Raw genomic sequence first — 12,134 nt, forward strand, 5'->3', positions numbered from 1 at the left:
TGGGTTAGCCTGGCTGAGGTTTCATGATCTGTGCTCGGATCGGCGATTTCGTGTCGCCGCGATGAAAGGAAGACAGGCTGATGAAGTTCGCGATGGGTGCCGACACGCTCGGTGTGCTGACCAAGGCGACCAGCGGTTCCAGTGACGAGCTGTCGCTGCTGGTGCGGCAGCTGTTCGAGGCGGCAGAGCCGCTCGAGGGCCGGTTCCAGGGTGCGGGTCGTGCCGCGTTCGACCGGTTCAAGGGCCGCACCGACGAGATCTCGACCGAGCTGAAGGCCGCGCTCGACGGCGTGCTGACCGGTATCGGCGGGATGAACCGCTCGTTCCTCGAGGGCGAGTCCGCGATGATCGATTCGACCACCAGCATGGAAGCCGGCTCGTCGTTCGACGCCGCCCGCTTCGGTGCCGGCCGCTGAGCTGTCAGAGACGAGAGGACGCATCATGGCGAACCAGGGTGACCGTCGCGACTACGACATCGCGGCATCGCAGAACGCGCAGGACAACTTCAACCGCGTCGCGGCGCAGCTCGAGGCACTGATCGACCAGCGCGATAAGGACGTGCAGGCCGCGATGGCCGACTACAGCGCCGAGGGTGTGTCTGAGGACTACCGCGCCAAGGAGCTGCGCTGGAAGAACGCCGCCGGCGAGGTCCGCGGCATCATTCAGACGCTGCGCTCCTCGCTCGAGCGCAACGACGAGACCGCGCAGGACACGCTGCGCAAGGCCCGCGCCGCCGTCGAAGCGATCGGCTGACCGGGTCTGACCCCGCACTTCCGCGCAGAGAGGCCGGCGCCCTTCGCGGCGCCGGCCTCTGCTGCGATCGAGCCGGAGCGGGCCTCTGCGTCGCCTGACCACGGGCTCATGCCGTGACGAGGCGGACGAGCACCGAGGCACGCCGGCTGGCGGAAGCCGCGCTGGAGCACTCCCGTCTGCAGGACGGCGTGGAACGCGCGATCCTGGGTGACCCGATCGAGGCCGGGGACTTCTGGGTGTTCTTCTCCCAGAGCAGGGCGTACGTCGAAAGAGACGACCTCGACGCGATGCTCGCGGGCAACGCTCCGCTGGTCGTTCCGAAGGACGGCGGCGAGGTCTTCGCGCTCTCGCCGGCTCACGACATCGACGCGCAGATCGCAGACCTGCGACGCGGACGCCCCTGATCCGTTCCCGCGTGGCCTAGGCCCAGCCGGGTCCGGCCGGAGCGTCAGCGGCGGATGAACGGGATCGCGATCCGGTTCTCGAAGACTTGGCCCTTGCCGGCCTTCACGACCCCGATGATGATCACCACGACGTGCGCGACGCACAGCGCGGCCCAGATCAGGATCGGAGCTCCGATGGGCAAGAACCCGCGGAAGGTCTCACCGAAGAGGGCGGCGAACACGGCCGTCAGCGTGAAGGAGACGATCGTGACGGCGATGACCGTCAGTCCCCAGTTCGCCGCGTTGCGGGCGTTGCCCTCCGCGACGGGTCCGTTGCGCCGCTGCGCACCGTAGGCGGATGCCATCGCGATGCCCGCGATGATCATGCTGACGACGGGGATCGGGATGAAAGCCAGGAAGCCGAGGCCCCAGGCGACCGAGCCCGTCGCGGGCTTCGCGTACGGGGCGGGGTAGGCGGCGGGCGGCGCATAGCCCGGCTGCGAGGCCGGCACGGCGTACCCGGCCTGCGAGGCCGGCACGGCGTACCCCGGCTGGGCGGCGGGCGGTGGGGCGTAGCCCGGCTGAGGGGCCGGCACCGCGTAGCCGGGCTGCGCGGCGGGCGGCGGGGCATAGCCGGGCTGCGCCGGCGGCACCGCATAGCCGGGCTGCGCCGGCGGCGGGGCATACCCGGGCGGCGGGGGCACCGCGGGCTGACCCGGCTGCGGCGGGAGGGGCGGGGTGAGCGGGGCGTCGGCCATGGCGTCGTCCGTCGGGGTCAGGCGCCGGCGAGACGCTCGGCGAGGTAGGCGTGCAGGCCCTCGAGCGGCACGCGCTCCTGGCTCATCGTGTCGCGGTCGCGCACGGTGACGGCGCGGTCGTCGAGCGAGTCGAAGTCGACGGTGATGCAGAAGGGCGTGCCGATCTCGTCCTGGCGACGGTAGCGGCGGCCGATGGCGCCGGCGTCGTCGAAGTCGATGTTCCACTCGCCGCGGAGGTCTTCCGCCACCTCACGCGCGATGGGCGAGAGCTGCTCGTTGCGCGACAGCGGAAGCACCGCGGCCTTCACGGGCGCCAGGCGCGGGTCGAGCTTGAGCACCGTGCGGGTGTCGGTGCCGCCCTTCGCGTTCGGCGCCTCCTCCTCGTGGTACGCGTCGACGAGGAACGCCATCATGGCGCGGGTGAGGCCGAACGACGGCTCGATCACGTACGGGATGTACTTCTCACCCGAGGCCTGGTCGAAGTACGACAGCGACTGGCCCGAGGCCTCGGAGTGCGAGCCGAGATCGTAGTCGGTGCGGTTGGCGACGCCCATGAGCTCGCCCCACTCCTTGCCCGCGAAGCCGAAGCGGTACTCGACGTCGATGGTGCCGGCCGAGTAGTGCGCGCGGTCCTCTTCGGGCACGTCGAACTGGCGCATGTTCTCGGGGTCGATGCCGAGGTCGATGAACCAGTCCCAGCACGCCTGCACCCAGTGGTCGAACCACTCGCCGGCCTCGGCCGGCGGGGTGAAGAACTCGATCTCCATCTGCTCGAACTCGCGGGTGCGGAAGATGAAGTTGCCGGGCGTGATCTCGTTGCGGAACGCCTTGCCCACCTGGCCGATGCCGAACGGAGGCTTCTTGCGGCTCGCGGTGAGCACGTTGGAGAAGTTGACGAAGATGCCCTGCGCCGTCTCGGGGCGGAGGTAGTGCAGGCCCGACTCGTCGTCGACGACGCCGAGGTAGGTCTTCACGAGACCCGAGAACGCCTTGGGCTCGGTGTACTGACCCTTCGTGCCGCAGTTCGGGCACGGGATGTCGGCGAGGCCGTTCTCGGCCTTGCGGCCCTTGCGTGCCTCGAAGTCCTCGATGAGGTTGTCAGCGCGGAAGCGCTTGTGGCACTGCAGGCACTCGACGAGCGGGTCGGTGAACGTGGCGACGTGACCGGATGCCTCCCACACGCGCTTGGGCAGGATGATCGACGAGTCGAGGCCCACCATGTCGCCGCGGCCGCGCACGAAGGTCTGCCACCACTGGCGGCGGATGTTCTCCTTGAGCTCCGTGCCGAGGGGGCCGTAGTCCCACGCCGACCGGGATCCGCCGTAGATCTCACCGGCCTGGAACACGAACCCGCGGTGACGGGCGAGGGCGATGACTTTGTCGAGGCGAGACTGCTCGGCCACGGTGGCTCCAATGGTCGGGGAGGGATGCACGAGGGTGCGAAACGCCGCTGACCGCGGCATCCGTCGATTCTAGTCGCCGCCCGCCGGGCTGCCGGTGTCGCCGTCGCGCTTCCACCGCGCAGCGCCGGCGAGCGCCGACCGCGCTCCGTCGGCCACCGCAGCCCTTCGCGTCAGCGCAGGAACGGGATCGTCAGCGGGTAGGTGTACCACTCGCCGCGGTTGGCCTTCACGGCCGCGATGATGCAGAAGACGATGTTCAGCACGTACGCCGCCATGATGACGAAGATGCCGATGACCACGATGCTGAGGATCGCGCCGACGATGTAGGCGATCAGGATCGTCAGCTGGAAGTTGAGCGCGGTCGCGGTGTGCGCGCGCACGAACGGGCCGCGGTCCTTGAGTACGAGGAACCCGATGAGCGGAGCCAGGAAGCTGAAGAACAGGCCGCCGATGTGGACGAGCGTCGCCCACAGCTTCTCGTCGGAGGGGCTCATCTGCGGGGACTGCGGAGCGCCGTAGCCGTACGGCGGCGGAGGGGGGTTGGTCACGCCACCACCCTAGAGCCCGCGGAGCCTGCCCCGTCGGCGCGGCGCGGGCGCGTCAGCCTCCCACCTCGCACCGGACCCGGGTTCGCCGGCCGCAGCCGCGGCCGGCGCGGGCGGCGTCGCCGGCACGGCCGGCGGTCAGGCTTCGCGCAGTGCCTCGCGGTGGAGCTCCGCGACGGATGTGTGCCCCGACAGCCCGAGGGTGATGTCGAACTCCGCCAGCACGTTGCGCACGACCTCGCGCACGCCCGCCTCGCCGGCGATGCCGAGCCCGTACGCGTACGGACGCCCGAGGGCGACGGCGGTCGCGCCGAGCGCCAGCGCGATGAGCACGTCGGAACCCTGCCGCACCCCGGAGTCGAGGACGATCGGCACCCGGCCGGCGACGCGCTCGGCGATCGTCGGCAGCACCTCGAGCGTCGGCACGGACTGGTCGATCTGCCGCCCGCCGTGGTTCGAGATCCAGATACCGTCGACGCCGGCATCGAGCGCGCGGATCGCGTCGTCGGGGTGCACGATCCCCTTCAGGATGATCGGCAGCGAGGTCCACTGCCGCGCCTTCGCGAGGTCGTCCCAGGTGAGCGCGGGCGTCGAGAACACCTCGAGGAACGTCTCGACCGCGGCCCGCGGGAGGGGCGACCGCAGGTTTTCGCGCAGGCTCGCCGACCCGGTGAGCCGCGCCCCGCTGCGCGCGATGCGCACGCCCGCCGCCACGGCGTGCGGGGTGACCTTGACCGGCGGCGGGGCGTCGGCCGCGGCCGCCGGATCGAGTGCCGAGGAACGAGGCGTATCGAGATCATCCGTCCCCGCCCCCGTGCCCGCCGACGCGCGCACGCGTTCGCGCACCAGCTGCTGGAAGACGGGGTCGCTCGTGTACTGCGCGATGCCCATGCCACGCGTGAACGGCAGGTAGGCCAGGTCGAGGTCTCGCGTGCGCCAGCCGAGCAGGTGGGTGTCGAGCGTCACGACGATCGCTTCGCAGCCGGATGCCTCGGCCCGGCGCAGCAGCGAGGCGTTGAGCTCGTCGGACGCCGACCAGTAGAGCTGGAACAGCCGGGCTCCGTCGGGGGCGGCGTCGCGGACCTCCTCCATCGGGACGGACGCCTGGTTCGAGAGCGCGTACGGGACGCCGAGGGATGCCGCGGCCCGGGCGACGGCGAGGTCGGCGTCGCCGTGGGCCATCTCCATGACCCCGAGCGGAGCGAGGAGAAGGGGCGTCGGGCGCCGCACGCCGAGGAAGTCGATCGACAGGTCGCGCACCGACACGTCGCGGAGCGGCCGCGGCCACACCTGCCACCGCCCGAACGCGGCGCGGTTGGCGGCGACGGTGCGCTCGGCGCCCGCTCCCCCGGCGATGTACGCGAAGGCCTCGGCGCTCAGCGCCTTGCGCGCGGAGGCCTCGAGCGCCTCGGCGTCGACCGGCACCTTCGGACGGGTGCCGCTGATGCCGGCGCGGTAGATGTCGGACTGGGTCCGGCGCGAGATGCCGCGGGACGAGGCGGCGGGGTCATCGGGAGCGACACTGCTCATGCGGTCAGCCTACGCAGGGCCGCGGGCGCAGCGAGCCCGCCGCCGGGGTGGTCCGTATTCACCCCGGCGGCGGGGGTCTGGGAAAGCGCTCGCCCGGCGACCCTAAGCCACCGGACGCGTCGCATGCAAGCCCCGGGAGCGATCTCGTAAAAACGTTTCAGGAAACCCTTGCCTCTTTCGCGCAGCCCGTGTCAGACTGCCAGCGACCAGGACGGAATACGCTTTCCGCGTCGGTCGCAACAAACCCGGCCGCAGCCTCCCCGCTGCAGTCGGACCGGACAGGGCTCGAGTCCGTACGCGCCCGGTTCACGACGACGGATGCCGCGAGGCCGCGGTGTGCGCCGTCTTCCTTTGCCGATGCTGACAACAGGAGGAACCGTGCCCTACGTGTCTGCACGCGCCGATGGTGCGACGCGACCCGCTGACCACGCCCCGACGCCCCGGTCTCCCCGCCGCGGGCTCCGACTCGCCGCGATCGCAGGCGCCACCGCCGTGGTCGCCGCCCTGATCACCGCCACCCCGGCGGCGGCCGCACTGCCGCCCGCCGAAGACGGCGCCTGGCGCTTCGACTTCGGCACGGCCACCAGCCCCGTCGCCGAGGGCTACCAGCAGGTGCTCACCACCTCGCTTTACGCCGCCGAGAAGGGCTGGGGCATCACCCTTCCCGAGGGCTCGACGCTGTTCGACCGCAACCGCACCGGCAACCGCACCCCCGCCGACCCGCTCGCCGAGGACTTCGTCGCGGGCACGAACTGGGGCTTCCAGCTCGACGAGCTCCCCGTCGGCGACTACGACGTGACGGTGACCATCGGCGACGCGCTCGCGGGCACCTCGGGCACCAACGCGACGGTGTCGCTCGAGGGCGTCGCGCAGACGCGGCTGACCACGGGCGGCGCGGCCACCACGACCGAGACGTTCCGCACCACGGTGGAGGACGGCCAGCTCACCGTCGGCTTCACGGGCACCGGACTCGGCGCCTATGTCAACGGCCTCGTGGTCGCCCCGGTCGTCCCCGCGACTCCCGCTGATCTCACGACGACCCGGGTCGCCTGGAACGGCGTCGACCTCACCTGGTCACCGGCCGACGGGGCGGCGAGCTACCGCGTGCTGCGCGCCGACGTCGAGGGCGACACGACCGGCGAGTTCTCGGAGCTCGCCGAGACCACCGACCCCGCGTACACCGACGGCTCGGTCGTCGAGGGCGGCTCGTACGCCTACGCGGTCGTCGCTGTGAGCGCCTACGACCGGGCCTCCGACGCCACCGCCGAGGTGCGCTCAGGCGTCATCCCGGAGCTCGTCGCGCCCGCGGCGCCCGGCGACCTCGCCGTCGCGCAGGTGACGCGCGAGGCCGTCGTGCTCACATGGTCGGCGGTACCCAACGGCGACGAGTACGTCGTCGAGCGGGCGGGCGCCGACGGCGTCTTCGCGCCGCTCGCGAAGGTCACGGCACCGGGATACGCGGATGCCGCCGACACGGCGCAGCAGTGGACCTACCGGGTCACCGCGCGCAACCAGGCCGGCTCGTCGCCGGCATCGGCTCCCGTGACCTCCTCGGCCTATGCCGCGCCGGCGCCGCTGCCGCAGGGCGACGTCGTGACCTTCGACTTCGGCTCCGGCCAGGTGGCAGACGGCGCACTCCCGGTGACGTCCTCCACCGCCTACAGCGCGGAGTGGGGCTACGGCTTCTCGACCGCGCCCACCTCGGCCACGCCCGACGTCGACCGCGGCGGCGACGACGCGCTGCGCGGCGACTTCGTCGCGGCGGCCGGCGCGACCTTCCAGGCCGATCTCGGCGCCGGCGACTACTCCGTCCGGCTCGTGTCGGGCGACGCCGAGGCCCCGACCACCACGACGGTGACCGCCGAGGGCATCACGAAGGTGCTGGCCAACCCGCAGACGGCGGGGTCGTACCTCGACATGTCGTTCACGATCGCACTCGTCGACGGCACGCTCACCCTCGCGTTCGCGGGCGACGCCCCCGTCGTCAACGGCCTCACGATCACCCGCCTCCCCGCGCGCGTCGCCGGCGCGATCACCACGGCCTACGTGACGGGCGACTCCACCGTGCAGACCTACGACCCGATCGCCTACGCGCCGCAGGCCGGGTGGGGGCAGATGATCGACCGGTTCTTCGCCGACGATATCGCCTTCGCCAACCACGCGATCGGCGGCCGCTCGTCGAAGAACTTCATCACGCAGGGCCGCCTGGACGAGGTGCTGCGCAGCATCCGTCCCGGCGACTACCTCTTCGTGCAGTTCGGCCACAACGACGCCACGCAGGGCGTCGACGACCGCTACGCCAGCCCCGAGGACTACAAGGAGTATCTGCGGGTCTACGTCGAGGGCGCGCGTCAGCGCGGCGCGACGCCGATCCTCGTGACGCCGGTCTCGCGGCGGTCGTTCAACGCCGAGACGGGTCAGTTCAACGTGAGCTTCCCGGAGTACGTCGCGAAGATGACCGAGCTCGCCGTCGAGGAGGGCGTCCTGCTGGTCGACCTCTCGGCATCCAGCCGTGAGTATCTCGACGAGATCGGCCCGGAGGCCGCGAAGGCGGTCTTCCTGCACGTCGACCCGGGCGTCTTCCCCAACCGCCCGGCCGGCACGGTCGACGACACGCACTTCCAGGAGTACGGCGCGATCCAGATGGCGCGCCTGGTCGCACAGGACGTCGCCGGTCTCGACACCCCGCTCGCGGCGAAGGTCGCCGACATCGAGCCGCCCGCCGAGGTGCCGGCCGCCCCGCAGAACCTCGTCGCCGGCGCCATCAGCAACGGCGGTGCGACGCTGCAGTGGGATGCCTCGCCGACGGCCGACATCTACAAGATCTACCGCCAGGCCGTCGCCGACCCCGCTCCCGAGTGGACCCTCGTGGGCATGGTAACGCAGACGAGCTCGATCGTGCAGGGTCTCGCCGAGGGCACCGGCTATCGCTATCGCGTGATCGCCGTCAACGGCCGCGGCGAGTCCGAGCCGAGCCCGACCGTCACCTTCACCACCAAGCAGGCGCAGTACAAGTACGACTTCCAGCTCGCGGGCAACCCGCTGATGGCGGGGTACACCGAGGTGAACCCGAACACGGCGTACACGGCGGCGCGGGGTTACGGGTTCCTCAACACCCTGGCCGCCAACGCCGGCCGCGACCGCGGCGCCGCTGAAGGGTCGAACGACCTGGTGCGCGACTTCGTGCTCCCGGGCGACAGCTCGACCTTCGCCCTGGACGTGCCCAACGGCACCTACTCGGTGAAGACCTTCTCCGGCGACTGGATCGGCTCGACCCGCACCACCTTCCGCATCGAGGGCAAGGAGGCCGGCACCGGCAACGCCGGCCGCGGCGCGGTCAACGAGACCCTGCGCGGACCGTTCCTCGTCACCGACGGGCAGCTGAACGTCGAGGCGTACGGCGCAGCCGCGGGCACGCGTCTCAACGGGCTCGAGATCACTCCGATCCTCCTCGGCCCGGTGGGACTCGAGGTCGTCGACGTGAACGCCGACCCGGCGGCACCCAGCGTGTCGCTGGAGTGGGATGCCGAACCCGGCCTCACCTGGAACGTCTATCGTCAGTCGCCGTTCGACGCGAAGCCGGTGCTGGTCGCCGCGGTCGACGAGCCGGCGTTCGTCGACACGACGGCGCGCGTAGGCCTTGACTTCGAGTACCACGTCACGGCGGTCGACCAGACGGCGCTCGAGTCGGTGCCGTCGGCCACGGTCGAGGTCTCGTTCGTCGACCCCGACATCGCCGCTCCGGCCGCCCCGACCGGGCTGACGGTCGACAAGATCGAGAAGAACGCGGTGCAGCTCTCGTGGGCGCAGCCGCTCGGGGCGGACTACCACCTGGCGTTCCGCTCCGAGGTCGAGGGCGAGCGCGGTGAGCTGGTCGGCTTCGCCGACGCGAGCACCTACACCGACACCGGCGTGCTCACCACGATCCCGTACTACTACACGGTGGTCGCGGTGAACGCGGGCGGCGCCGGTGCGGCGTCGGCGCAGCTGAAGACCGCGGCGGTGACGGTGCTGCAGCGGCAGGCCGAGTACCTCGACCGGGCCCCGGCGGCGGTGTCGACGGATGCCGGAAACCTGGTGTCGTGGCGCATGCTCGGCACCGATCCCGACAGCGTGGCGTTCCACGTCTACCGCGACGGCACCCGCGTCACGACGGCGCCGATCACCGACTCGTCGAACTATCTCGACGAGGCCGGGGACGCGGCATCCGTCTACTTCGTCACCAAGGTTCTCGACGGCGTCGAGACCACCGAGACCGATCCGTTCGCGGTGCAGGCCGGTGACTACCGGTCGGTGGCGCTCGACAAGCCCGCCGACGCGTACGCGAAGGACGGCCAGCCCTACGGCTACCGCGCCAACGACGTGAGCGTGGGCGACGTCGACGGCGACGGCCAGTACGAGCTGATCGTGAAGTGGGATCCGACGAACTCGAAGGACAACTCGTCGGGCGGCTACACCGGCAACGTGTATCTCGACGCCTACCGGCTCGACGGCACGCGGCTGTGGCGGATCGACCTGGGCGTGAACATCCGGGCCGGCGCGCACTACACGCAGTTCCAGGTCTTCGACTACGACGGCGACGGCCGTGCCGAGGTGATGGCGAAGACCGCCGACGGCACGATCGACGGCGTCGGTCAGCCCATCGGCAACGCCGGCGCCGACCACCGCAACAGCTCGGGCTACGTGCTGAGCGGACCGGAGTTCCTCACGGTCTTCGAGGGCGCCACCGGCGCCGCCGTCGACACGGTGGACTACGTGCCCGCGCGCGGCGACGTCGGGGCGTGGGGCGACGCCTACGGCAACCGGGTCGACCGGTTCCTGGCCGCGACCGCCTACCTCGACGGCGAGCACCCCAGCGCGGTCTTCAGCCGCGGGTACTACACCCGCGCGGTGGTCGCCGCGTACGACTTCGACGGCGCGCAGCTCACCGAGCGGTGGGTGCTCGACTCGAACGAGGCCGGCAACGAGGGCCTGTACGGCATGGGCAACCACAACCTGTCGGTGGCCGACGTGGACGGCGACGCCAAGGACGAGATCGTCTTCGGCTCGGCGACGATCGACGACGACGGCGGGCTGCTCTACTCGACCGGACTCGGCCACGGCGACGCCATCCACGTCTCCGACCTGGTGCCCTCGAACCCCGGCCTCGAGGTCTTCGCGGCCCACGAGGACATGGGGCGCTCCGAGAACCGTGGTGCCACGATGCGCGACGCGCGCACGGGCGAGATCCTCTGGGACATCCCGGCGGACCGCGACACGGGCCGTGCGGCATCGGGCGACATCGACCCGCGCTACGAGGGAGCTGAGGGCTGGGCCGTCGGCGGCGACGCCGCGTGGAACTCCCGCGAGGGCTACCTCATGTCGGCCGACGGCGAGCGCATCGGCAGCCGGATCCCCGCGGCGAACTTCCTCGCGTGGTTCGACGGCGACCCGCTGCGCGAGATCGTCGACCACGAGTTCGACGACGGGCCCCGCACGGGGGTGCCGACGATCGCCAAGTGGAACTGGGAGACGCAGACCGCAGAGCCGATCCTGCGCGCGGACGGTGCCCTGTCGAACAACGACACCAAGGGCACGCCCAACCTGCAGGCCGACCTGTTCGGCGACTGGCGTGAGGAGATCGCCTGGCGCTCGGCCGACTCGAGCGAGCTGCGCATCTACTCGACCACCGACGAGACCGACCTGCGCATCCGCACGCTGATGCACGACCCGGTCTACCGCCTGTCGGTCGCGTGGCAGAACACCGGCTACAACCAGCCGCCGCAGACGAGCTTCTTCCTCGGCGACGGCATGGCCACCCCGCCGGCCCCGCGCATCGCGGTGACGGGCGACCCCTCGGGGGCGTCCGACACCACGCCGCCGGTGCTGTCCGGCCTGCCGCAGGACGGCGCTCTGCTGCCGAGCACGGCCACCTTCACGGTGGGCGTGACGGCCGACGACCCCGAGTCGGGCGTGCGCAACCTCGACATCGCGTTCGACGGCGAGCCGGTCGCACCGGGTCAGACCATCGAGCTCGACGGGCTCGTGGGCACGCACACCCTGTCGGTCAACGCGGTCAACCACGACGGCCTGGTGACCCAGGCGTCGGTGCAGCTGCTGGTGTTCGACGACGAGGGGGCGACGGCGGCACCGGGCCGCGGCATCCTGTCGTCGAACTCCGGCTGGGAGGACGGCCTGCACGACGGCACGTTCACGGTGTCGATGAACCTCTGGCACGGGGTCAACGGCGCGGTGTACAAGCTGTACGAGAACGGCACGCTCATCTCGACGAAGCTGCTCGACGCGAACTCGCCGCAGGCGCAGGTGTCGACGGTCGATGTGACCGGCAAGCCCAACGGCACGTACGTGTACACGGGCGAGCTGATCAACGCCGCAGGCTGGACGGCGACCAGCTCGGTGACCGTGAAGGTGAAGGATGCCGCGCCCGCGGCCCCCGTCCTCTCGCACGACAACAATCGTGACAAGGACGGCAACTACACGGTGACCGCGAACCTCTGGTGGGGCACCAACGGCACCGCGTACCGCCTCTACGAGAACGGGGTGATGATCGACGAGCAGTCGCTCACCGCCGCCTCGCCGAACGCGCAGCGCGCGCAGACCGCGATCGCCGGACGCGCACCGGGCACGTACGTGTACGTCGCCGAGTTCGCCAACGCGGCCGGGTCGACGTCGTCGAAGCCGATCACGGTGACGGTGAGGTAGCGGGTTCCGCAATCCGTGGGGGAGGTCTTCGCACACCAGGTGCGGAGACCTCCCCTCCGT

Annotated in this window: 8 protein-coding genes; 4 read left to right on the forward strand and 4 right to left on the reverse strand. The window is 71.1% G+C overall.

Annotated elements, in window-relative coordinates; genetic code table 11:
- The first annotated feature begins 80 nt into the window (after nucleotides 1-80).
- From R8Z57_RS14665 to R8Z57_RS14675, 3 genes are all read left to right on the forward strand, one after another.
- Nucleotides 81-416, forward strand: a complete 336-nt coding sequence (locus tag R8Z57_RS14665) for a hypothetical protein (RefSeq protein ID WP_318354524.1) — start codon at nucleotides 81-83, stop codon at nucleotides 414-416.
- A gap of 25 nt (nucleotides 417-441) precedes the next feature.
- Nucleotides 442-753, forward strand: a complete 312-nt coding sequence (locus tag R8Z57_RS14670; RefSeq protein WP_318354525.1) for a pore-forming ESAT-6 family protein — start codon at nucleotides 442-444, stop codon at nucleotides 751-753.
- A 113-nt stretch (nucleotides 754-866) separates the two neighbouring features.
- On the forward strand, nucleotides 867-1,157 hold the full coding sequence (locus R8Z57_RS14675) for a YrhB domain-containing protein (protein WP_318354526.1): 291 nt from the start codon (nucleotides 867-869) through the stop codon (nucleotides 1,155-1,157).
- Nucleotides 1,158-1,201: 44 nt separating this feature from the next.
- Here R8Z57_RS14675 and R8Z57_RS14680 read toward each other — a convergent pair whose 3' ends face one another.
- From R8Z57_RS14680 to R8Z57_RS14695, 4 genes are all read right to left on the reverse strand, one after another.
- Complete coding sequence (locus R8Z57_RS14680; protein WP_318354527.1) at nucleotides 1,202-1,894, reverse strand: DUF4870 domain-containing protein; 693 nt, start codon at nucleotides 1,892-1,894, stop codon at nucleotides 1,202-1,204.
- A gap of 17 nt (nucleotides 1,895-1,911) precedes the next feature.
- Nucleotides 1,912-3,297, reverse strand: a complete 1,386-nt coding sequence (locus tag R8Z57_RS14685) for a glycine--tRNA ligase (protein ID WP_318354528.1) — start codon at nucleotides 3,295-3,297, stop codon at nucleotides 1,912-1,914.
- A gap of 170 nt (nucleotides 3,298-3,467) precedes the next feature.
- Nucleotides 3,468-3,791: a DUF4870 domain-containing protein gene (locus tag R8Z57_RS14690; protein WP_318354752.1), complete on the reverse strand. Its 324-nt coding sequence runs from the start codon at nucleotides 3,789-3,791 to the stop codon at nucleotides 3,468-3,470.
- Between the two features lie 189 nt (nucleotides 3,792-3,980).
- Entirely contained in the window at nucleotides 3,981-5,372 is a 1,392-nt protein-coding gene (locus R8Z57_RS14695) for an alpha-hydroxy-acid oxidizing protein (protein WP_318354529.1), read from the reverse strand.
- 357 nt (nucleotides 5,373-5,729) lie between these two features.
- Between R8Z57_RS14695 and R8Z57_RS14700 the strand changes: the two genes are divergently transcribed.
- A complete protein-coding gene (locus R8Z57_RS14700) occupies nucleotides 5,730-12,074 on the forward strand; it encodes a fibronectin type III domain-containing protein (RefSeq protein WP_318354530.1) in 6,345 nt (2,114 codons plus the stop codon).
- Nucleotides 12,075-12,134: the final 60 nt, after the last annotated feature.

The sequence above is a fragment of the Microbacterium sp. M3 genome, from assembly GCF_033548675.1.
GTDB lineage: Bacteria > Actinomycetota > Actinomycetes > Actinomycetales > Microbacteriaceae > Microbacterium > Microbacterium arthrosphaerae.